We start from the raw sequence: 22,706 nt of genomic DNA on the forward strand, positions 1-22,706 counted from the left end.
CGGGCCACGGCCATGAAGGCCGTAGTCGGATTGGGCGGGGGGAGGAGCGGTGTTACGTGGGGGTCATGGGGCGACGATGCTGGCGGAGTCGCCCTCCTGGCCGATCAGTACGGCGTTGGCCCAGTTGGCGCAGACCTGGGCGGGTTGGCTGCCCTGCGCACCCAGCGTGCGCAGGCTCAGGGTGGAAAGGCCACGGATGTCCAGCTCCGGCTTGACCACGCCGGGCGCCTTCACCAGGCCGCTGTCGTACAGCAGGCGGTTGTCGCCCCATACCTGGAACTGCAGGCCACCGGCGCTGCGGCAGGCGTCGTCGATGCCGAGGTCGGCACGCAGCAGGTGCCAGCCGCCCTGCAGGCGCAGGTCGATGCGGCTGTTGGCACCTACGCCCAGGCCACGGCGGAACTGCAGGCCGTTCATGCGCATGCCGGCGTCGCCACGGAACGACTGGTCGGTGCGCACCTGGCTGGCCAGCGCGGCCGGCACCGGCAGCTCGGAGAGATAGCGCTGCCGGGCCGGTCGCTCCGGTTCCTGGTGTTCGAGGATGTGGAAGGTGGACAGTGCGATCGGGCCGACATCGCGCGGCTGCAACGCGTCGAACGCGCGGGCGCTGCCCTGTGCGGCGGTGACCATCGGGTCGGTGCTGCTGGCGCCGTCGCCCTCGGGGTTCTGCACGCTCAGCACACGGAAGCGCAGCAGGCGGCCGGCGTGGGCCGGGAAGTCGATGCGCTGCACGCCTTCCTTCAGCTGCAGGCGGCCACGGGCGATCGGCTCGCCCCACTCACCGTTGCTGTCGCCCAGGTACACCTCGTAGTCGCGTACCTGGCCGTGCTTCCAGTTCTTGTCGTTGCGCGGCGCGATGTCGATGCCATCGATCATCCTGCGCTCGCCGAAGCCGATCACCCACTCGTGCGCGCCAGTGCGCACGGCCTGGTTGCGCACGCTGCGGAACCAGGTGGCCGGATCGTCGTCGAAGGCATTTTCCAATGCATGGCCGGGCTCTTCGGCCGGGCGGTTGACCACCAGCAGGCTGTCGGCCGGCAGTTCGCGGCCCAGCACCGGCGCGGCCGGATAGGCATCGTCGGCGGCCGCGGCGGCCACCGCGAAGTCCAGCTGCAGCTGCAGCGGCTGGCGGATGCCCTGGGGGGCGGTGCGCACATGCACGGTGCCACGGCGTTCGGCGGCATCGAAGTACCAGCCTTCGGGCGCGCTGTTGAAGGCGGCGGCATCGGCCAGCGCGGGCAGCGCGCGGCCACCGGCCTGCACCGCACGCGGCGCCTGCCGGCTGAGCACGCGCAGGCCATAGCGACGCTGCGCCAGCTGGCCGTGGTACTGGCCCTGCACGGCGTCGATCTGCACCTGCACCGGGCCACTGCCCTGTACCGGCGCCTGCACGCGGACCTGCTGCGTGCTCGACTCGCCCTGCTGGTAGCGGCGCGTGTTGCCATCGTCTTCGTACAGCGTGTACTGCGAATCGCCCTGCGGGTACAGGTCGAACGTCACTTCATCAAGGGGCTTCTCACCGTCGAACAGCATCGACGGGTACATCGGCAGGATCGCACCGGCACGCACGAACACCGGCAATGTGGCCAGGTCCACCTGGCGGTCGAGCTGGCGGCCCTCGGCGCCGGCCTGCACGCGGCGGCCATCCCAGTAGTCGATCCAGCCGCCGGCCGGCAGATGGATGTCGCGGCGCCAGCCACGGCTGGCGGCCTGGCTGCGGTACACCGGCGCGACCAGCAGATCGCGGCCCAGCAGGAACTGGTACTTGTAGGTTTCATCCTGCGCATGCGGATCGCGCGGGTTGTCCCACATCAGGCCACGCACCGGCGGCGCGCCGGTCTGTGCGGCCTCGTGCACCAGCCCGTACATGTACGGGGTCAGGCGCATCTTCAACTTCAGGTAATCACGGTTGATGCTGCGGTAGGGTTCGTCGTACCACCACGGATGCTTGCGCGCGTTCGATGACCAGCCGCTCATGCCCATCAGCACCGGCGTGAACGCCTTCCACTGCAGGTCGCGGGTGAAGGTCTCGGCGCTGCCGCCGAAGATCGCATCGACGTCGCCGCTGGCGTAGGCCATGCCGGACAGGCCCGAACCCACCAGGGTCGGCACGTGCCAGCGAATGTAATCCCAGCTGCTGCTCTGGTCGCCGGTCCACGCCACTGCATAGCGCTGGATGCCGGCCCAGCCCATCACCGTCCACAGGAACGGGCGCGAATCGGAATTGTCGAGGATGCCGTTGAATGCCTGGCGGTTGGCGTCCATCGCGAACTGGTAGCCCTTGCCGGTCCAGGCCACGTCCAGCTTCTGCACGCGGCTGCCGGCCTTGCCGACTTCCCAGGCGATCTTGTCCACGCCGTTCTCGGTCCACAGGCCGGTGCGGAAGCCGTACTTGGCCAGGCCCTGCACGGTTTCGGGCAGCTTCCTGTAACCACAGCCGTAGCCATCGTTGGGCAGGATCCAGCCGCCGGGCATGTCGTGGGCACGGTACTGCCTGGCCACGCTGTCGATCACATCGGGGGTGGTGCCGGTGGGGCCATCGCTCCAGCCTTCCGGTACCGTGCCGGGCTTCTTGCTGTTGTCGCCGTCGTTGTAGCAATCGGCATCGCCGTAGGACAGCGCCCAGCGCGCCACCATGTTCGGGCGGCCGGTCAGCTGGGTGTAGCGCTCGATCAGCTTCGGCAGATCGGCGCCCACGAAGTAATAGGCATCGAAGCGGTCTTCGCGATGCAGCAGCGTGGCCTGGTCGGGCTCGCGCAGATCGTAGCTGCCATCGCTCCATGTGTTGCGCAGCATGCCCCAGCCACGGCTGCTCAGCAGCATCGGTGCAGGGCTGGGGCGGTCGCCCTCTTCCCAGCCGCCGGAGTAGGACACTTCCAGCTCACGACCCTTGAACTGGTAGCGGCCGTTCTGCTGGCCGCCGCCGTAATAGCCTTCGTCGGCCTGCGAGGACAGCACCTGCACGCTCTGTGTGGCATCCAGGTCCAACGGTTGCAGTTCCTGCCACAGCGCGGTGGGCTGGCCGTTGTCCAGGCGTTCCAGGCGCAGCCGCAGCGGCTGGCGCTGCACATGCAGCACCAGTGCATCGGTGCGCACGCGGATTTCCTGTGCGTCTTCTTCCAGCTTCGCCTGCACGCTCGCCTTTGGCTGCGGCAGCACGATCGGTGCGGCCTTGTCACCGGCACCGGTCAGCGTGCCATTGCGGCCGGCCTGCACGCGGATGATGTCGGTGGCCGGCAGTTCGATGCGGATGCGTGCGCCCTTGTCGGTCTGCAGGTCCCAGCCCTGCACGCCGTCGCGGCTGGCGCTGGCGCTGACCGAACGCAGGTTGCCGACCGGCTCGGCCCGGGCCGGCATGGACGCCAGCATCAATGCCGGCAACAGGGCCAGCATCAGCGGCGAGCGACGAACGCAGTTTTCCACGCGGACTCCCAACCCGTTCACCGGGCGTTTCGAAAGCGGTTGGGCCGACTCTAGGGCAGCGATTCGAAAGATGTCAACAAATTGAAAGGAAAAAGGAAGATATATTCCACTGAAACGAAAGTTGTTGCGCCGCAATACTTTGTGTAAGCGCTTGCAGGTGCCTGTTAAGCATTGTGCGATACGGCATTTCACCGCGCCTTTCGTTTTCCCGGGCACCTCACGATGGGAAAAGCCACTGCCTCATTATCTTTCCTTTTACTTTCGATGTTTGACATTTCGAAAGAAAACGCAGATGGTGCGCTGGCCCAACTGGAACCTCTGAATGGACGTCACCCTGCTTTCCGATGTGTCCGCCTGGCAGCGCCTTGGCGGAGCTGATACCGCTACCGAAATCGCCCAGCAGCCTGCACTGTGGGAGGCCCTCGCGCAGGACCTGTCGCGTGCCCGCGACCGCCTGCAGGCCTTCCTCGGCGACAGCCTCAACGACCCCAACCAGCGCGTGCTGTTCACCGGCGCCGGCAGCTCCGGCTTCATTGCCGAGATGGTGGCCGATGCGATCAACGCGCAGTGGCCGGCTGAGGTGCGCGTGGTGCACACCACCAGCCTGCTGACCCACCCGGCGCTGTACCTGCAGCGCGACCGCCCGACCCTGCTGGTCTCGTTCGGCCGCAGCGGCTCCAGCCCGGAAAGCGTGGCGGCGGTGGACCGCGTGCGTAGCGACGTGGATGACGCGCGCTTCCTCGACATCACCTGCAATGCCGATGGCGAACTGGCCCGTCGTGGCGCCGGCCGTGCCGATACCTGCACCCTGCTGATGCCGTCGGCCAGCTGCGACCGCGCCTTCGCCATGACCAGCAGCCTGACCTGCATGCTGCTGGCGGCACTGACCGTATTCGATCGTTCGCCGTGGGATGCGCGCGTGGCGCGCCTGAAGCAGATCGCCGCGCTGGCCCGCGAAGGCCAGGCGCAGTGGGATGCACCGGTGGCGACACTGGCGCAGCGCCCGTTCAACCGCATCATCTACCTCGGCAGCGGCCCGCTGGAAGCACTGGCCCGCGAGTGCGCGCTGAAGGTGCTGGAGCTGACCGCCGGCCGCGTGCTGGCACTGGCCAACACGCCGCTGGGTTTCCGCCATGGCCCGAAGTCGACGCTGGATGGCAACACCCTGGTGGTGGTGCTGCGCAGTGTGCAGCCGCTGGCGCGCCGCTACGAGCAGGACCTGCTGGAAGAGCTGCGCCGCGACGGCGTGGCTGGCCAGGTGCTGGCGATCGGGCCACATTCGGATATCGGTGCCGACGACGAATACACCCTCACCGTGCCGGCACTGGACGACCCGTGGCTGGCACCGGTGTGGCTGGGCTTCGCGCAGCTGTTCGCGCTGCAGCGCTCGGCCGCGCTGGGCCTGACCCCGGACAACCCGTTCCCGGACGGCACCGTCAACCGCGTCGTCAAGGGCGTCACCATCCACCATGGCTGAGCTGATCGCCCACGCCTGCTACGGCATCGACATCGGCGGCACCAAGATCGAGCTGGTGGCGTGCGATGCGGCGATGCAGGTCACCTGGCGCCGCCGCGTGGCCACCCCGCAGGGGGACTACGACGGTTTCCTGCGGGCAGTGGTGGCACTGGTGGCCGAGGCCGACGCCGCGCTCGGCCGCAGCGATGCGGCCATCGGTGTCGCCCTGCCCGGTGTGCGTGACCGCCGCAGCGGCCGCCAGCTCAGCGCGAACGTGCCTGCACTGACCGGCCAATGCGTGGCGCAGGACCTGCAGGCACGCCTGCAGCGCCCGCTGCACTTCGGCAATGATCTGCAGTGCTTTGCCCTCTCTGAAGCACACGGCGGTGCGGCAGACGGTTACCCCAGCATGTTCGGCGCCATCCTCGGCACCGGTGCCGGCGGCGGCTTCTGCCTGCAGGGGCGGCTGCTGTCCGGCTTCAACGGCCTGGCCGGCGAATGGGGCCACTGGAGCGTGCCCGGCCACCTGCTGCAGCGCCATGGCCTGCCGCTGATCGATTGCGCCTGCGGCCTGCAGGGCTGCGTGGAGCGCTATGTCTCCGGCAGCGGCGTGGCCATGATCGAACGCCACCTGGGCGGTAGCGCCGCCGATGCCAGCGCGGTGATCGCCCTGGCCGAGGCCGGCGATGCGCGCGCGCGCGAAGCGCTGGACATCCACCGTGACCTGCTCGGCCACAGCCTGGCCGCGCTGGTGCTGGCGCTGGACCCGCACGTGATCGTGCTCGGCGGCGGCCTCTCGCAGTACGCACCGCTGTACCAGCAGCTGCCGGCAGCCATCGCCGCGCATCTGTTCAACGGCGTGCAGGTACCGCCGATCGTGCCGCCGCGTTTCGGCGATGCCGGCGGCGCGCGTGGTGCCGCCCTGCTCGCCTGCCAACCTTCGTTTTCCTGATGTCCGGAGCCTGACCATGTCCCCGTTGCAGACCCTGCTTGCCTCCCACCGTGCCGGTGCCAACGTCGGCCTGTACAGCGTCTGCTGCAGCAACGAGCAGGTGCTGCGCGCGGCCATGCATGTGGCCCTGGCGCATGGCACCGTGCTGCTGATCGAGGCCACCTCCAACCAGGTCGACCAGTTCGGCGGCTACACCGGCATGACCCCGCCGCAGTACCGCGACTACGTCGGCACGCTGGCCGATGAAGAAGGCTTCCCGCGCGAGCGGCTGATCCTGGGCGGTGACCACCTCGGTCCGAATGCCTGGCAGAAGCGCCCGGCCGCCGAAGCGATGACCCACGCGCGCGTGCTGATCGAGGCCTATGTCGCCGCCGGTTTCCACAAGATCCACCTGGATTGCAGCATGTCCTGCGCCGATGACCCGGTGCCGCTGCCCGATGCCATCGTCGCCGCGCGCTCGGCCGAGCTGGCCGGGATCGCCGAACGTACCGCCGCCGAACACGGCCTGCCGCCGCCGGTCTACGTGATCGGTACCGAAGTGCCGATTCCCGGGGGCGAAGCTTCGCTGGCCGAAGGCCTGCAGGTGACCACGCCGGCCGCCGCCGCGCAGACCCTGGCCATCCACCAGCAGGCGTTCGATACGCCGCAGCTGCGCGATGCCTGGCAGCGCGTGATCGCGATGGTGGTGCAGCCGGGCGTGGACTTCGACCACAGCAGCGTGCACGAATATGACGCGGCCGCCGCCAGCACGCTGGCCGGTTTCCTCGAGCAGCAGCCGCGCATCGTGTTTGAAGCGCATTCCACCGACTACCAGCGCGAGAGCGGCCTGCACGCGCTGGTGCGCGACCACTTCGCGATCCTCAAGGTCGGCCCGGCCGCCACCTTCGCCTACCGCGAGGCGCTGTTCGCGCTGGCCGCGATCGAAGCCGAACTGCTGCCGGCCGCACAGTGCTCGCGCCTGCCGCAGGTGCTGGACGAGGTGATGGTGGCGCAGCCGAAGTACTGGCAGTCCTATTACCAGGGCGATGACGCCGCGCTGCGCCTGCTGCGCAGCTACTCCTTCAGCGACCGCTGCCGCTACTACTGGGGCGAGCCCGCGCTGGTGCAGGCGGTGCAGACCCTGTTCGCCAACCTGGAACAGCACGCGCCGCCGCTGGTGCTGCTCAGCCAGTACCTGCCGGAGCAGTACCGCGCCGTGCGCGAAGGCATCCTGGCCAACACCCCCACCGCACTGGTACAGCACCGCATCGGCCTGTGCCTGGGCGAGTACGCGCGTGCCTGCAGTGCCAACCAGGCCGGAACCCGCAAGCAGAACGCAAGCTCGGCTGCCAGCGTTCTTGCGAACGGCTAATCTCTACCTTTCCCCGCGAAACCGAGAATGGCCATGCGCAACACCCGCTCCCGCCGGCAACAGATCCTGCAGCTGCTGATCGAGCACGGCTCGGTGCAGGTCGCCGATCTGGTCGAGCGCTTCGGCGTGTCGGCGGTGACGATCCGTGCCGACCTGACCCACTTCGAGTCGCAGGGCCTGGCCAACCGCACCCACGGCGGTGCCACCCTGGTGCGTACGCCGCCGCAGGAACAGGACATCCACGAGAAGGACGCGCTGAACCTGCCGCTGAAGGAATCGATCGGCAGCTGTGCCGCACGCCTGGTGCAGCCGGGCGACAACATCATCATCGACTCCGGCTCGACCACGATGACGCTGGCGCGCCACCTGCGCGCGCACCGCGACGTCACGGTGATGACCAACGGGCTGAACATTGCCTGGGAGCTGGCCAACGCACCGGGCATCAACGTGCTGCTGACCGGCGGCCTGCTGCGCCAGCAGTCGCTGTCGCTGCAGGGCAGCCAGGCCGAAGCCAGCCTCAACTCGTACAGCTTCGACACCCTGTTCCTGGGCGTGGATGGCCTGGACCTGCAGTTTGGCCTGACCACCCATGACGAAGCCGAAGCCCGCCTCAACCACCGCATGGTCGAGCGCGCGCGCCGCATCGTGGTGCTGACCGACGCCTCCAAATTCGGCCGCGTCAGCCTGCACCGCATCGCCCGCCTGGACCAGATCCACGCCATCATCACCGACGCCGGCATCGACGACGCAACCCGCGAAGGGCTGCAGCGGGTGGGCATTGAAGTGATCATCGCCGAGCCGCCCGCATGACCGACACCCGCTCCCTGCATGGCCGCATCCTCACACCGCTGGGTTGGCGGCGGGGCCGCGTCCACTTCGATTCGCACGTGCGCCAGCTGCAGGTGGACGACTGCAGCGGCGGCGATGAGCCGCAGCTGCCGGTGATCCTGCCCGGCTTCATCGACCTGCATGTGCATGGCGCGGCCGGCGTGGACCTGATGCAGGGCGGCGACGTGGCCCGCACCATCGCCCGCACCCATCTGCGCTTCGGTACCACCACGCTGCTGGCAACCACGATGACCGCCGGCCTGGAGGAGATCGAGCACGCGCTGCAGGGTGTGGCCGCCACCATGCTCGCCCCCGATGCCGACGCCGCCAGCATCGCCGGCGTGCATCTGGAAGGACCGTTCATCAGCCCGCAGCGCTTGGGCGCACAGCCCAATCGCACGATCGAGGCAACGCTGGCACTGGTGCAGCGCCTGCATGCGCTGGCGCCGATCCGGGTGATGACGCTGGCGCCGGAGATCGGCGGGCACACCGCGCTGATTCCCGCGCTTTCGGCGATGGGCATCCGCGTCCAGCTCGGCCACAGCGCCGGCACCTATGAGGAAGGCGTAGCCGCGCTGCAGGCCGGTGCCTCCGGCTTCACCCATCTGTTCAACGGCATGACCGGCGTCGATCACTATCGCCCGGGCATCGCGGCGGCGGCGCTGGCGCATGCGCAGTACGCCGAGATCATTCCCGACCTGCAGCACATCCATCCCGGCGTGATCCGCCTGGCCGCGCGCGCGATTCCGCGCCTGTACGCGGTAACCGACGCCACTGCCGCCACCGGCATGCCCGACGGCGAGTACGCGCTGGGCGAGCAGCGCGTGCACAAGTGCGGCGGCTGCGTGCGCCTGGCCACCGGTTCGCTGGCCGGCAGCGCGCTGACCATGGACCAGGCGCTGCGCAACCTGGTGCGCGTCGGCCTGGAGCTGGCCGATGCCTCGCAGCGCGTTTCCACCTTCCCGGCCGATTACCTGGGCCTGGGCGATCGCGGCCGCATCGCGCCCGACGCCCGTGCCGACCTGGTGGTGCTGGATGCCGAACTTCGCCTGCAGCAGGTGGTGATCGGCGGCCGCGTAGTCGACTTGAACTGACCCACTCGATGCGGCCGGAATGCCGTGCGGGCTCCCTGTAGAGCCGAGCCATGCTCGGCTCACCGCGCAAGGCGCGGCACGGGCGGACCCGGGTATCGGAACGAAATGCAGCCGAGCATGGCTCGGCTCTACAGAAAGCACTCCACCCCTTGGGAACCTGCCGATGACTGCAAGCACCGCCCCACGCTGGCCCGTACGCTACCTGCTCTTCATCGGCGGCCTCGGTGGCCTGTTGTACGGCATCGACATCGGCATCATTGCCGGTGCCCTGCCCTACCTGGAGGCAACGGCCAGTCACGGGTGGCAGCTCAGCAGCCAGCAACTTGGCTTCGTCGTGGCGGCGGTCCTGCTGGGCAGCGTGCTGTCCTCGCTGTTCGCCGGCATGGTCGCCGACCTGATCGGCCGCCGCGGCGCGATGCTGCTGGCCGGCGTGCTGTTCACCGCCTCGATTCCGATCATGGCGCTGGCTTCCGGCTACACACCGCTGCTGCTGGGCCGCCTGCTGCAGGGCGTCAGCGGTGGCCTGATCGGCGTGGTGATTCCGCTGTACCTGGCCGAAGTGCTCAGCCCCGAACGGCGCGGGCGCGGCGCGGCCATGTTCCAGCTGCTGCTGACCGTTGGCCTGGTGCTGGCAGCCCTGATCGGCCTGTACCACGCCCACGCAGTGGATGCCGCCGCCGAAGCCGTGCGTTCGCTGCCGGTCGCGCAGCAGGCGCAGGAACTGTTCACGGTGAAGGACCACGCCTGGCGCACCATCTTCTGGACCTGCCTGACGCCGGGCCTGCTGTTCTGCGCCGGCATCTTCTGGCTGTCCGAATCGCCGCGCTGGCTGGTCCGCCGTGGTCGCATCGATGAAGCCCGCCGCAGCCTCCAGCGCGTGCTTCCCGCCGCCGACGTGGAACCCACGCTGGCCCAGATCCAGGCGCCGGAATCGAGCAGCAGCGATGGCAAGCGTGACCCGCTGCTCAGCCGCCGCTACGTGGTGCCGTTCGTGCTGGCCTGCGTGGTGCTGGCCTGCACCCAGGCCACCGGCATCAACTCGGTGCTGGCCTACGCGGTGAACATCCTCAACCAGGCCGGCCTGTCCGGCTCAGTCGCCAACGGCGCCGATGTGGCGATCAAGCTGCTCAACGCGGTGATGACCGTGGTCGCCTTGCTGCTGGTCGACCGCAAGGGCCGCAAGTTCCTGCTGATGCTCGGCAGTGGCGGCATCTGCGTGGCCCTGCTGGCCGCCGCCACGCTGTTCTTCCAGGCCGAACGCGGCCGCGCCGACGTGCAGCCGCAACTGCAGGCAGCCATCAGTGGTGGCGGCCTGCAGCTGGTGCTGGACGATGCGCAGTGGCAGCGCCTGGGCGGCGGCATCGACAGCGACGGCCGTCCACTGCAGTTGATCGTGTCCTATGCCTATGGTGACTTCACCAATGTGCGCGCGCTGCGCAGCGACAACCTGACCGACCGCGAGCTGCGCATCGAGCGCACCGGCACCGTGCAGCCGGACAGTGTGATCGGCGCGTTCTTCCGCAAACTCCATCTGAACCCGTTTGCCGACCCGGCCAGTGCTGCGCAGGCACCGCTGCGCATCGCACAGGCCCGCATCGGCCCGGTGCCACCACCGGCCCATGGCTGGGCGGTGGCCGCCTGCATCCTGGTATTCGTCGCGTTCTTTGCGGTCGGCCCAGGCGTATGCGTGTGGCTGGCGCTGTCAGAGCTGATGCCCAACCGCATCCGCTCCAACGGCATGAGCATCGCGCTGCTGATCAACCAGTTCGTGTCGACCACCATCGCCGCCATCTTCCTGCCCACGGTGGGCCACTACGGCTACGCCAGCATGTTCGTGTTCTGGGCAGCGTGCACCTTCGTGTTCTTCCTGGTGGCCGCCTTCTGGCTGCCGGAGACCAAGGGCAAGTCGCTGGAAGAAATCGAAGCGCGGTTTGCCCGGTAGCGGTCGACCATCGAAGCGCGGCTTGCCGGTAGCGGTCGACCTTGGTCGACCTCCGCGCGCAGCGCGGAGGTCACATGGCGGGATCAACGCGCAGTCGACCGACAGCCGAGTCTGCAGAAGCAGGTCAAACGCGCATCACTGGCCCGTGATGTGCCTGGCCAGCGCCTGCGCCTCGGCAACGCTGGACAGCCCACTCAGCATCATCGATTCGCCGAACGGCCCCTGCACGGTCGCCACCATCAGCAGGCGGCCATCCACGCTGATCGCGGCACGCTGGCCGACCAGCGCCGCGGTGCCGTCGTGGATGCGCTGGCGGGCTTCCGGCCGATAGCGGATCTGCAGGCCCGGTTGCCTGCCCTCGTCCAGTACATAGCGCACATCGGCAATGTCGGCACTGCCGGCAATCGGCGGCTCGCGCAGCGCCAGGGTCTGGCCCTGCCACTGCGCCGGTGTGCCCTTGCCGGCCGCATCGACCGCGCTCAGGCGCACGTCCACACCGGGGCGGGGGGCATGTTCCTTTCCGGCCAGCGCACCGGGCGTGGCACCCGGCATGCATCCGGCCAGCACCAGCGCCGCCGCCAGCAGGAGCGGAAGCGCAATCCTCACTTCAGCTTCCTCAGCTTGAACGCCACCAGCACCTGCAGCAGCCCATACAGCAGGCTGCCGATGCCGATCCACAGCGTGGTGACCGCCACGCCCGCATACGGGTTGGCCGCGAACAGCAGGCCCAGCACCACCGCCAGCACGCCACTGAGAATCAACAACCACTCGCCCTGGATCTGCTTGCGCACCCGGATCGCGAACACGATGCGATAGATGCCGGCCACCAGCAGCCACGCCGCCAGGAACAGCACCAGCACGCTGGCGGTGGCCAGCGGATTGATCACCGCCAGGATGCCGAAGCCCAGCGAGGCGATGGCATACAGCGCCAGCCAGCCGCGCGGCGCGCCACTACCGCCGGTCACCAGCGCGAACAGGCTGATCACCCCTTCGACAATGGCCACCACGCCCAGCGTCCACGCCAATGCCATCGCCGCCGACAGCGGCCAGCCGACGGCAACGATGCCGAAACCCAACGCGACCAGCCCGTACAGCAGCAGGATCCACCAGCTGCGTGCAACCGCCGACAGCAGGGGAGACAAGGGGGAATTCATGGCGACTCCTTCGGTCCGGAAACGGCCTCATCCTAGCCCTTGGCGATGAAGGGGGCGATCACGGCACCCGCGCACAGACCCACACCCGCACCTCTCCCGCTCCGGCCCCGCGCAGGGTCTCGGCAATCTCCATCACCGTGCTGCCGGTGGTCATCACATCATCGACCACGGTCAGGCGCGTGGGCACCGGCCCACGTACATCGAACGCATCGAACAGGTTCTCCCTGCGCTGTTCGGCCGTGCGTTCGGACTGCGGTGCGGTGTGCCGCCGCCGGTACAGCCCGTGCCAGACCGGCATCGGCAGCAACCGGCACAGCTCGGCGGCCTGGTTGTAGCCGCGCTGGCGCAGGCGCCGGCGGTGCAATGGCACCGGTACCAGCGGCAGGCACGACCACGGCGGCGCTGCCCGCTGCATCAGCTGCACCAGCAGGCGACCGGCTGCCAGGTCCTGATGGAACTTGTAGCGCACCAGCAGCTGGTCAACCGGCGGCAGGTACAGCAGGCTGGCATGGGTGGCCGCCTGCGGCGGTGCTTCCTCGCGGCAGCTGCCGCAGACCACCAGCGCAGTGTCGGGCAGCGGCAGCGCGCAGCGCAGGCAACTGCGGCCCGGCCAGGGCAGATCGGCGTAACAGGCCCGGCAGAGATCAAGATCGTCGTGGCCGGGATCACCGCAGACCAGGCAGCGCAGTGGCAGCAGCAGGCGAAGCAGGGCCTGCAGGGAAAGATGCACGGCGAGGTTTCCAGCGGGAGGACCGGCTCCAGTATTTCCGGAAGTGAGCGCACGCAGGATCAGGTGTCGCCCCCTGGGCGTACCGGATCACCTCCTCACAATGCGTCAGGCATCGCCTGGCACACGCGGGGGCAGGCGTGCGTTCATGCGTGCATCAGCGGGCTGCTGCGTGCCTGCTGCAGCTGCTCGTCCTGTTCGCGCTGCTGGGACAGCTGCTGCGAACGTTGCAGATCGATGTCCTGCAGTTGTTGGAAAGACCGCTCCGGCGCCTGCGCTATTGCCTCCTGCGTGGGCATGTGCGCGCGCAGCTGCGTCGGGTCGGCCAACGCGCCCTGCACTACGAACACGTTGGCACCTGCCGCCAGCTGCGGCGTTGCCTGGCTCAGCACTACATGGTCGACCCGCTCCAGCCCATGGCGGGCAGCCAGGGTGGTCAGGCTGGCCGCCATGCAGGCACTGTGCGCATCCCAGGCCCGTCCCAGGCTGGCATCGACGGCACGCACCCCGGTGGCGCACTGCTGGTACAGCGCATGGCGCGGATGGTCGGCCGACGTCGGGTCGCTCGCCAGGCGCTGCGGCCTGCCCGGCTCGATGTCCTCAGCGGAGAACAGGCGTGGACTGGGCATCAGTGGCCGATCACGATGGGGATCATCGGGATGGAACTGCATGCGCAGCTGCTCGCGCTCCAGGCGGACTTCACGCTCTTCGTTCAGGGTCTGGATGATTGCCGGATCACTGACTTCCAGCTTGATCGAAATCCGCGATTCAATCCGGGCAGGGCCGCGCCAGACGTCCGCCTCGCGATGGAAGGTGTACTCCTTGCCATCCATTACGATCCTGTCAGGGTCCTGATGGGCGTGTGGATCGACGACGCCGACGCCGGCGCGCGCCTGGGCCATTGCCGCCACATACGGTGCAGCCCTGAATTCGGCGTCCTCGTAGCGCTCGGCGACGGCCGCCAGCGTGCCCATGCCGCGCGCCACACCCATCCAGCGGTTGTCCAGCATCATCGACCAGATCTTCTCGGCCTCTTCACTGCCCCCCTTGCGGCGGGCGGCCTCCAGCAGCTGGCGCGGAGTCCAGGCGTCGGCGCTGATTCCGCGATTCTCAAAGATGGGGTCATGCGAATCTCGTATATCCACCTCGCGGAGGTTCAGGGCTACATCTGGCTGCCCATTTCGAACGTATTCTTCGCGCAGAGCAAAGTCATTCCTGATCAAGTCGATGCCCACCGCCTGCCAATCACGTGATCCAAGACGTACGCCATCCTGGCGCGCCTGATTTGCGGCGAAGCTGTTGGCCACTGCACCGGGAACGTTATCATTGCGCACAACACCCAATGCAAGCAGACCGTAGCCGTCGTTGCCCTCCTTCTGCGCCAGATAGTTGAAGTAGAGCTCCCGATTCCCCTTGTCCTGATAGAACCTCAGAACATCCAGATCCTTCTGCGACAACCCGCTCATTTCCCCTCCTCTCTACCTGCCTCACCGAAATCTTTCTTCAAACCCTGCGCCAGCAGCTCGCGCGCACGTTCTTCCATGTCCTGCCAACGGTCCAGCATGAAGCGTGGGTAGCGGATGGCGCCCCAGATATTCATCTCCGGCACCATGAACCTGTGGTTGCACAGGGGAGTCTGCTCATCCTTGCGCTTGACTATCTTTCCGTCGTGCATCTCAACGCCAGTTCCCGGCATCGCGCGAGAATCACACTTGATCAGGCGCTCGACCTCACCAGCTGCGTCGCGGGTCACGTACCAGTCCACATGCCAGGTGGCCCGCATGACCGGGGCAGTCTCGTTCTGTCCCTTGCTCCGCTGGTAAGCGTGGATGCGCGACATATCTGCGTAGTAGGGCGTGAGGCCAAACACAGGCTCTCCCTCGGTCCGCCCCTCCAGGGATTCGGCTGGATTGTCCTTCTGCGACTCCCACGGGGTGTAGACGCTGCGCATCGCCTCCCGTACCGGCTTCCGCGGATAGGAGTACCCAATCTTGACCGTACGCATCGCCATATCCACATCCCGCCTCGCCCGCTCACCCGCCTTGAAGGGCTGCAGAGAGGGATACTCCAGTGCCAGACGGAAGCTGCCCTGGAAATCCGCCCCCATCTGCTCGTCGAAGTAGTTCTGCGGGAACTCCAGCAGGTACGGTCCCACACAGGCCTGCTTGATCGGCACCGGGTCGGCATACGGGTCCTGCGGGCCGAGGCTGCGCAGCCAGGTGCAACCCTCTTCGTTGGACTGGGTCAGCGGCACCGGCGCGTCCTGCGCGCACCCCGCCAGGGGCAGCAGCAGCGCCAGCAGATACATGCGCCATTGCCTACTCATTTGCTCACCTCACCGAAATCTTTCTTCAAACCCTGCGCCAGCAGCTCGCGCGCGCGCTCTTCCATGTCCTGCCAGCGGTCCAACATGAAGCGTGGGTAGCTGATATCGCCCCAAGCGTTCATTGCAGGAACCATGAACATGTGGTCGCAATAGGGGGTCTGCTCATCCTTGCGCTTGAAGATCCTGCCATCACGAATCTCTATACCTGTGCCGTGCATCTCCCGCGTGGTGCACTTGATCAATCGATCAATCTCGCCCCGCTCATCCCGGGTGACATACCAGTCCATATCCAGAAAGGGCCGTACGACCGGCAGGTGTTCGGCTGTCGTCTTCTGATCACGTTCACCGGTCCGTCCTCCCAGAGAGCGCTCATAGGCACGAATCCGCGGCAAATCAGCGTAGTACGGTGTGAGCCCAAAGACTGGCGCTCCCATAACACGCTCCTCCAGCGAGGCACCCGGATTGCCCTTCTGCGACCCCCGCGGAGTGTAGAAACTGCGCATTACCTCCCGCACCGGCTTCCATGGATAGGAGTACCCAATCTTTACCGTACGCATGGCCATATCCACATCGCGCCTCGCTCGCTCACCCGGTCTGAAGGGCTGCAGCGACGGGTACTCCAGCGCAAGGTCGAAGTTGCCCTGGAAATCCGCCCCCATCTGCTCGTCGAAGTAGTTCTGCGGGAACTCCAGCAGGTACGGTCCCACGCAGGCCTGCTTGATCGGCACCGGGTCGGCATACGGGTCCTGCGGGCCGAGGCTGCGCAGCCAGGTGCAACCCTCTTCGTTGGACTGGGTCAGCGGCACCGGCGCGTCCTGCGCGCACCCTGTCAGTGGCAGCAGCAGCGCCAGCAGGGCCGCTCGCAACGACAGCATCATGGACATCCCTGGCATCGATACATGGCCCGATCATAGGCGAGCGCGCGCGAGCAACGCACCGCTTCCGCCGGATGCGACAAGCACGCGATGGCACCCGAACGACGGAACCACGCGCCGCATAAGGCTGACGCCACCTTCAACGATGTCCAGCCGGCGGGCTCCACTCGCCACCGCGAACGCCATTTCCGTCATCGGCCGACGGCGCGCCCTTGAGGCTCGCACCCGCCGTTGGCCTGCACGATCCTCTGCACAGGTCCGGCACCAGATCTGCGCAGAGTGCCGCGATCAGCACCCTGCGGTGCAGTACCGTGTCAGATGCGATAAGTGATTTTTTCAACCGCTCGTACTGCAATCCGCAGAACAATCAATTGGAACTGCGTGGCTTTCCGCCGCGATGATGGATCGCCACCTGCATCAGGTGGCCGGGCTTGCAATCCCGAACTTCAACTTGACGTTTTACGCTTGCCAATCGGCGTCGACTCTCTCGCGACGTCGGTTGGCAATCCGTCCCCGATCCACGGTGGACGGTGCGTGGGGGCCACGGCCCGCCGGCTTTTACGTCTTGTTGATCCGGTATTGCAACCCGCACCGTCCGCCACCTTCGTGCTCCGCGCTGGTGGCGTTGTATTCCCCGTCAAGGATGCCGCCATGACCACACCTGCCTATCCCTTCCTGCACGCCACCCTGGGCGATGCCTGCGCCACGCTTCCCGAGGCGCTCGCCATCCGCATCGAAGAAGCGCTTTCCGTCGCGGGCGAAGAGCCCACGCCACCGGCTCTCAGCTTCCTCGCCGAACTGCGGCGCATCCGCGCCGTGGACGCTGCCAATGGCCAGCCCTGGCCGGAAACCGAACTGCCGCCCGGCCGCCGCATGGCCCTGGCCCGCGCCGACCGCGCGGCCAGCGGGCTGACCCTGCTGCTGGAATGCCTGCACGCGGTGGAACGCACCCGCCAGGGCGGCGGGCCGGACCAGCAGCTCGGCGACAATGTGGTCGATGGCCTGCTGCTGGCCTGCCGCGGGCTGTCCGAGCATGTGGAGGCGCAGCTGCGCCCCGGCTGAGGTTGCCGGCACGCGACGCGCAGGCGTCAGCTGCCGGGCGTGCGCTGCGCGGGGCCGGGTTCTGCGGCTGTATGCCCGACCAGCAGCTCCGCCAGACCACGATAGATCGGCACGCGGCATACCAGCCCGGACACGCCGCGCGCGATCAGCACCGTGGCCAGGATCGGCAGCAGCAGGTCGCCGCTGTCGGTCAGCTCCAGCGAGATCACCGCCGACGTCAGCGGTGCCTGGGTGACACCGGTCAGGTAGGCGCACATGCCCAGCAGCACGAACGCGCGTGGGTCCACGCCCGGCATCAGCACCGCCAGGTTATGGCCCAGTCCCGCACCGACCGCCAGCGCCGGCGAGAACAGGCCGCCGGGAATGCCGGCCACGTACGATGCGAGGTTGGCCAGCAGCTTCATCAACCCGAACTCGTGGCCGACCAGCGCCTGCCCCTGCACCAGGCTGCGTGCCTGCTCATAGCCGGTACCGAACGCGCCTTCGCCGAACACCATTGCCAGCCCCACGACCACCAGGCCGCATCCCGCAGCCAGCAGCACCGGATGCCGCTGCCGCAGTTGACCCAGCCAACGCGGCCGACCCGCCGCACTGGCCAGTACCGCGCGGGCGAACAGGCCTCCCAGCAACCCGGCCACTACGCCGCACAGCAGGATTGCCAGCCAGCCCTGGCCCAACGGCAGGCGTGCGCTCACATGGCCGAAGTAGGTGTAGTTGCCGAGCAGGCCCAGCGACACCACGCCGCCCACGATCACAGCGGTCAGCAAGGTGCCGGAGAAGCGATGCTCGAAGCGGCCACTGAGTTCTTCGATGGCGAACACGATGCCGGCCAGCGGCGTGTTGAACGCCGCCGCGATACCCGCCGCACCACCGGCCAGCAGGAAGTGCGAGAGCTCGCGAGGGTCCTTGAAGCCGAACCAGCGGCCGAACAGGTACATCAGGCTGGCACCGACATGCACCGTCGGGCCCTCGCGCCCCACCGACGCGCCGCCGAGCAGCGACAACGACGTCAGCAACAACTTGCCGGCCGAGACGGCGGGCGAAAGATTGGTGGTCCGGAACGGCTCATCCGGCTTGTCCAAGGCAGCGATGACCTGCGGAATGCCACTGCCCCGCGTGGGTTTCAGCACGCCGCTGGTCAACCAGGCCAGCAGCGCGAAGATGCCCGGCGTGAGCAGCAGCGCCCACCACGGCGAATGCGCGGTGATGCGCTGGAACAGATGGAACGCCGCGTCGCTGGCCTTGGCGAACAGGATGGCCACCAGCGCCACCGCCACGGCGCCGCCCCAGAGCGCGGCGCGGCGGCGCCAGGCTTCGCTGAGAACCAGCGCGGTGATGCGGCCGCGGAGGCGATGGAGATCGGTCATGCGGCAGAGTGTGCGCGCCAGCGCATCCGTTCGACAGCGGCCACTGTGGCTGCAGGCCTTGCAGGATGCGGTGAAAGACAGCGCATGCAGCGGGTTCGATGGCCTCAACCACTGTAAACCCATGATGACACTTTGTGGTTGACAGACCCCTCGCACCCACCCACACTGCCGCCCTCGCTCCATTCGTACCCAAGGTCCCGCCATGGCTGCTGCCATCCGCCACGACTGGCAACACGACGAACTGCAGGCGCTGTTCGATCTGCCGTTCCCCGAGCTGCTGTTCCGCGCCGCGGCGGTGCACCGCGAGCATTTCGACCCGTCGCAGGTGCAGGTCTCCACCCTGCTGTCGGTGAAGACCGGCGGCTGCCCGGAAGACTGCGCGTACTGCCCGCAGGCGCAGCGCTACAGCACCGGCGTGAACGCGCAGAAGCTGATGGACACCGATGCGGTGCTGGCCAAGGCACGCCAGGCCAAGGCCGCCGGTGCGTCGCGTTTCTGCATGGGTGCGGCGTGGCGATCACCGAAGGACCGCGACATCCCGAAGGTGGCGGCAATGATCGCCGGGGTGAAGGCGCTGGGCCTGGAGACCTGCGCCACGCTGGGCATGCTCAGTGGCGAGCAGGCGCGTGCGCTGAAGGATGCGGGCCTGGACTACTACAACCACAACCTCGATACCGCGCCGGACTACTACGATTCGATCATCCACACCCGCCAGTACCAGGACCGCCTGGACACGCTGGAGCACGTGCGCGATGCCGGCCTGAAGACCTGCTGCGGCGGCATCGTCGGCATGGGCGAGACGCGCGCGCAGCGCGTTGGCCTGCTGCTGGCGCTAGCCACGCTGCCGGCACACCCTGATTCGGTGCCGATCAACAAGCTGGTGCAGGTAGCGGGTACACCGCTGCATGGCAGTGCCGAACTGGACCCGTTCGAGTTCGTGCGCATGATCGCGGTGGCGCGCATCGCCATGCCACGCTCGATGGTGCGGCTATCGGCCGGGCGCGAAGCGATGAGTGACGAGCTGCAGGCGCTGTGCTTCCTGGCCGGTGCCAATTCGATCTTCTACGGCGACAAGCTGCTGACCACCGGCAACCCGGAAAGCGAACGCGACCTGGCCCTGTTCGCTCGCCTGGGGCTGCAGCCGATGGCGGTGCAGGTCGATGCCGAGGGCCACGACCACGGCGGCACCGTGCACGCTGATATCGGCGCCGATGCGCCCGCCTGTGGCTGCGCTCACGCGGCCTGAGACGGGCCGCAAGCAGGCGCCGCGGCAACGCGCTACCCTAGCCGCCCCGTCGCCGCATTCAGCCGCCATGGCCCGCCCCGACCTGACCGCCCGCCTCCACGCCCAACGCGCCCTGCGCGATGCCCAAGGCCGTCGCCGCACGCGGCGCACGGTCAGCCGTCGCGACGGTGTCCGCCTGGAGGTGGACGGCCAGTGGCTGACCGGCTTCTGCAGCAATGATTACCTGGGCCTGGCCCAGCAGTTCAGCGTGGTCAACGCGCTGCAGGATGCCGCCGCACGCGAAGGCACCGGCGCGGGAGCCTCGCACCTGGTCTGTGGCCACCACGCCCTGCATGACGCGCTGGAGCGCGAAGTGGCGGAGTGGCTGGGCTACCCGCGGGCGCTGCTGTTCGGTAGTGGCTTTGCCGCCAACCTGGCCGTGCAGCAGGCACTGCTGAGCGAAGAGAACGACGTATGCGTGCAGGACAAGCTCAACCACGCCAGCCTGCTCGACGCGACGCGGCTGGCCGGTGCACGCCTGCGCCGCTATCCGCACCTTGATGCCGAAGGTGCGATGCGCCAGCTGAAACATGCGCCCGATGGCGCAGCGATGCTGGCCACCGACGGTGTCTTCAGCATGGATGGCGATATCGCGCCGCTGCGCGCGCTGTCGCTGGTGGCGCGCCTGCAGCGGGCGCTGTTCTATGTGGACGATGCGCACGGCGTGGGCGTGGTCGGTGATGGCCGTGGCGCCGTGGCCGCCGCCGGGCTGGGCGTGGACGATGTGCCGCTGCAGCTGGTCACGCTGGGCAAGGCACTGGGCGGTTCCGGCGCACTGGTGCTGGGCCGCGACGATCTGGTCGAGCACCTGGCCGAAACCGCGCGCCCGTACATCTACACCACTGCAATGGCGCCGCCGCTGGCCGCCGCTGCACTGGAAGCGGTGCGCCTGGCACGCCGCGACAACTGGCGCCGTTCGAAACTGACCGACCTGATCGCGCTGTTCCGCAGCGAAGCGCGCCGCCATGGCCTGGACCTGATGGCCTCGGAAACGCCGATCCAGCCGCTGCTGTGTGGCGACGATCACCGCGCCGTGGCGCTGTCCAGGGCACTGGAACAGGCCGGTTGGCTGGTCGGCGCGATTCGTCCGCCCACGGTGCCCGAAGGCAAGGCACGCCTGCGGGTCACCTTGTCCGCGTTGCACACCCCCGAGCAGGTGCGCGGCCTGGTGGAAGCCATCGCCAGCGCGCGCGATCGCGTGGACCTGGCGGTGCGTGACACCGCGCCACCGCCGTTGCCGGTCTTTGCCTGAGCCTGCTGTCGCTTTCCCATGCATATCGACGTCACCGGCCAGGGGCCGGACCTGGTACTGATCCATGGCTGGGCCCTGCAGGGCGGTGTGTTCGCGCCGTTGGTGCAGCGCCTGGCCGATCGGTTCACCCTGCACCTGGTGGACCTGCCCGGCCATGGCCACAGCCGCGAGGACACCACGCCGCTGCGCCTGCCGTTCGTGGTCAGCGCCATTGCCGCGGCCACGCCGCCAGCGGTGTGGTGCGGCTGGTCGCTGGGCGGCCTGTTTGCGCTGCACGCAGCGGCGACGCTGCCGAAGGTGCGCGGGCTGGCGATGATCGCAGCCACGCCGCGCTTCATGCGTGGCGAGGACTGGCCGCATGCGGTGGAGCCAGCGGTGTTCGAGCAGTTCGGGCGTGAGCTGGCCACTGACTTCGGCGGCACCCTGGAGCGTTTCCTGGCGCTGGACGTGATGGGGTCGGCACACGCCCGTGAGGAGCTGCGCACGCTGCGCCAGCGCCTGGTCGAGCGTGGTGCGCCCACCGAGCGCGCCCTGCTGGAAGGCCTGCGCCTGCTGGAAACCACCGACCTGCGCGGGGCACTGCCGACGCTGACCAAGCCCAGCCTGTGGATCGCCGGCCAGCGTGACCGGCTGGTGTCTCCCGCGGCGATGCAGGCCGCCGCGGCACTGGCCCCGGATGCGCAGGCGCTGACCATCGTCCACGGCGGCCACGCGCCGTTCCTGGGCCATGCCGACGAGGTGGCCACCGCCCTGCAACACTTCGTTGCCGGCCTGTCACCGGCCGATGGCGGACAATGAGCCCCCTCCGAATTCCGCAGGATTGACGCATGGATCTGGGTATCAACGGCCGCTGGGCACTGGTCTGCGGCGCAAGCAAGGGCCTGGGCCTGGGCTGCGCGCGTGCGCTGGTGCGCGAGGGCGTCAACGTGGTGATCGTGGCCCGTGGCGAAGCCGCCCTGCAGGCCGCCGCTGAAGAACTGCGCGCCCTGCCCGGCGCTGCTGAAGTGCGCGCCGTCGCCGCCGACGTCACCACCGAATCCGGTCGCTCCGCCGCGCTCGCCGCGTGCCCGCAGGTGGACATCCTGGTCAACAACGCCGGTGGCCCGCCGCCCGGTGATTTCCGCAACTTCGAGCGCGACGACTGGATCGCCGCGCTGGACGCCAACATGCTGGCGCCCATCGCGCTGATCCGTGCCACGGTGGACGCGATGATCGCGCGCGGTTTCGGCCGCATCGTCAACATCACCTCTTCGGCGGTAAAAGCCCCGATCGACATCCTGGCGCTGTCCAATGGCGCGCGCAGCGGGCTGACCGGCTTCGTCGCCGGGCTGTCGCGGCGCACGGTGGCGCACAACGTCACGATCAACAACCTGCTGCCCGGCCAGTTCGACACCGACCGCCTGCGCGCCAACTTCGCCCACAGTGCGGGCAAGGACGGCGATGCCGGCGAGGTGGCCGAGCGCCGCCGCCAGCAGATTCCCGCCGGCCGCTTCGGCACGCCGGACGAATTCGGCGCCGCCTGCGCCTTCCTGTGCAGCGCACAGGCCGGTTACCTCACCGGGCAGAACCTGCTGATCGACGGCGGCGCCTACCCCGGTACGTTCTAAGAGAC

19 protein-coding genes are annotated in these 22,706 nt (G+C 68.2%); 11 read left to right on the forward strand and 8 right to left on the reverse strand.

Annotated elements, in window-relative coordinates:
• Positions 1–63: 63 nt before the first annotated feature.
• Entirely contained in the window at positions 64–3,423 is a 3,360-nt protein-coding gene (locus tag B9Y64_RS17390; RefSeq protein WP_100441791.1) for a TIM-barrel domain-containing protein, read from the reverse strand.
• Positions 3,424–3,745: 322 nt separating this feature from the next.
• Here B9Y64_RS17390 and B9Y64_RS17395 point away from each other — a divergent pair, with 322 nt between their 5' ends.
• The 6 genes from B9Y64_RS17395 to B9Y64_RS17420 all read left to right on the forward strand — a co-directional run bounded on the left by B9Y64_RS17395 (position 3,746) and on the right by B9Y64_RS17420 (position 11,046).
• Positions 3,746–4,900 carry an SIS domain-containing protein gene (locus B9Y64_RS17395; RefSeq protein WP_100441792.1) on the forward strand — a complete coding sequence of 385 codons (1,155 nt, stop codon included), beginning with the start codon at positions 3,746–3,748 and terminating at the stop codon, positions 4,898–4,900.
• Positions 4,893–5,831, forward strand: a complete 939-nt coding sequence (locus B9Y64_RS17400) for an ROK family protein (protein ID WP_100441793.1) — start codon at positions 4,893–4,895, stop codon at positions 5,829–5,831. Before B9Y64_RS17395 ends, B9Y64_RS17400 begins: the two co-directional genes overlap by 8 nt.
• Positions 5,832–5,847: 16 nt before the next feature.
• Positions 5,848–7,182 carry a D-tagatose-bisphosphate aldolase, class II, non-catalytic subunit gene (locus B9Y64_RS17405; RefSeq protein WP_100441794.1) on the forward strand — a complete coding sequence of 445 codons (1,335 nt, stop codon included), beginning with the start codon at positions 5,848–5,850 and terminating at the stop codon, positions 7,180–7,182.
• A 33-nt stretch (positions 7,183–7,215) separates the two neighbouring features.
• Positions 7,216–7,992 carry a DeoR family transcriptional regulator gene (locus B9Y64_RS17410; RefSeq protein ID WP_100441949.1) on the forward strand — a complete coding sequence of 259 codons (777 nt, stop codon included), beginning with the start codon at positions 7,216–7,218 and terminating at the stop codon, positions 7,990–7,992.
• The gene (locus B9Y64_RS17415) at positions 7,989–9,104 is read left to right on the forward strand and encodes an N-acetylglucosamine-6-phosphate deacetylase (RefSeq protein ID WP_100441795.1); all 1,116 of its coding nucleotides are present in this window, start codon (positions 7,989–7,991) and stop codon (positions 9,102–9,104) included. Before B9Y64_RS17410 ends, B9Y64_RS17415 begins: the two co-directional genes overlap by 4 nt.
• Positions 9,105–9,267: 163 nt before the next feature.
• Positions 9,268–11,046 carry an MFS transporter gene (locus B9Y64_RS17420; protein WP_100441796.1) on the forward strand — a complete coding sequence of 593 codons (1,779 nt, stop codon included), beginning with the start codon at positions 9,268–9,270 and terminating at the stop codon, positions 11,044–11,046.
• Between the two features lie 135 nt (positions 11,047–11,181).
• On the opposite strand, the gene B9Y64_RS17425 is transcribed toward B9Y64_RS17420, so the two are convergent.
• The 6 genes from B9Y64_RS17425 to B9Y64_RS17450 all read right to left on the reverse strand — a co-directional run bounded on the left by B9Y64_RS17425 (position 11,182) and on the right by B9Y64_RS17450 (position 16,137).
• Positions 11,182–11,652, reverse strand: coding sequence for a SecDF P1 head subdomain-containing protein (locus B9Y64_RS17425; RefSeq protein ID WP_100441797.1), 471 nt, complete (start codon positions 11,650–11,652; stop codon positions 11,182–11,184).
• The gene (locus B9Y64_RS17430) at positions 11,649–12,200 is read right to left on the reverse strand and encodes an HdeD family acid-resistance protein (protein ID WP_100441798.1); all 552 of its coding nucleotides are present in this window, start codon (positions 12,198–12,200) and stop codon (positions 11,649–11,651) included. The genes B9Y64_RS17425 and B9Y64_RS17430 overlap by 4 nt, the downstream gene beginning before the upstream one ends.
• Positions 12,201–12,258: 58 nt before the next feature.
• The gene (locus B9Y64_RS17435; RefSeq protein WP_100441799.1) at positions 12,259–12,930 is read right to left on the reverse strand and encodes a ComF family protein; all 672 of its coding nucleotides are present in this window, start codon (positions 12,928–12,930) and stop codon (positions 12,259–12,261) included.
• A 143-nt stretch (positions 12,931–13,073) separates the two neighbouring features.
• Positions 13,074–14,393: an XVIPCD domain-containing protein gene (locus B9Y64_RS17440; protein WP_100441800.1), complete on the reverse strand. Its 1,320-nt coding sequence runs from the start codon at positions 14,391–14,393 to the stop codon at positions 13,074–13,076.
• Positions 14,390–15,235 carry a hypothetical protein gene (locus B9Y64_RS17445; protein ID WP_100441801.1) on the reverse strand — a complete coding sequence of 282 codons (846 nt, stop codon included), beginning with the start codon at positions 15,233–15,235 and terminating at the stop codon, positions 14,390–14,392. The genes B9Y64_RS17440 and B9Y64_RS17445 overlap by 4 nt, the downstream gene beginning before the upstream one ends.
• 14 nt (positions 15,236–15,249) lie before the next feature.
• Positions 15,250–16,137, reverse strand: a complete 888-nt coding sequence (locus B9Y64_RS17450; protein WP_100441802.1) for a hypothetical protein — start codon at positions 16,135–16,137, stop codon at positions 15,250–15,252.
• 642 nt (positions 16,138–16,779) lie between these two features.
• Here B9Y64_RS17450 and B9Y64_RS17455 point away from each other — a divergent pair.
• On the forward strand, positions 16,780–17,190 hold the full coding sequence (locus B9Y64_RS17455; RefSeq protein ID WP_100441803.1) for a hypothetical protein: 411 nt from the start codon (positions 16,780–16,782) through the stop codon (positions 17,188–17,190).
• A gap of 26 nt (positions 17,191–17,216) precedes the next feature.
• On the opposite strand, the gene B9Y64_RS17460 is transcribed toward B9Y64_RS17455, so the two are convergent.
• On the reverse strand, positions 17,217–18,557 hold the full coding sequence (locus B9Y64_RS17460; RefSeq protein ID WP_100441804.1) for a chloride channel protein: 1,341 nt from the start codon (positions 18,555–18,557) through the stop codon (positions 17,217–17,219).
• A 202-nt stretch (positions 18,558–18,759) separates the two neighbouring features.
• On the opposite strand from B9Y64_RS17460, the gene bioB reads away from it, so the two are divergent.
• The 4 genes from bioB (at position 18,760) to B9Y64_RS17480 (ending at position 22,701) form a co-directional block, all read left to right on the forward strand.
• Positions 18,760–19,803, forward strand: a complete 1,044-nt coding sequence (gene bioB / locus B9Y64_RS17465) for a biotin synthase BioB (protein WP_100441805.1) — start codon at positions 18,760–18,762, stop codon at positions 19,801–19,803.
• Positions 19,804–19,870: 67 nt separating this feature from the next.
• Entirely contained in the window at positions 19,871–21,094 is a 1,224-nt protein-coding gene (bioF, locus tag B9Y64_RS17470; RefSeq protein WP_100441806.1) for an 8-amino-7-oxononanoate synthase, read from the forward strand.
• A gap of 18 nt (positions 21,095–21,112) precedes the next feature.
• On the forward strand, positions 21,113–21,892 hold the full coding sequence (gene bioH, locus B9Y64_RS17475) for a pimeloyl-ACP methyl ester esterase BioH (protein ID WP_100441807.1): 780 nt from the start codon (positions 21,113–21,115) through the stop codon (positions 21,890–21,892).
• A 29-nt stretch (positions 21,893–21,921) separates the two neighbouring features.
• Complete coding sequence (locus tag B9Y64_RS17480; protein WP_100441808.1) at positions 21,922–22,701, forward strand: SDR family oxidoreductase; 780 nt, start codon at positions 21,922–21,924, stop codon at positions 22,699–22,701.
• The last annotated feature ends 5 nt before the right edge of the window (positions 22,702–22,706 follow it).

The organism is Stenotrophomonas maltophilia (assembly GCF_002799245.1).
Taxonomy (GTDB): domain Bacteria; phylum Pseudomonadota; class Gammaproteobacteria; order Xanthomonadales; family Xanthomonadaceae; genus Stenotrophomonas; species Stenotrophomonas maltophilia_S.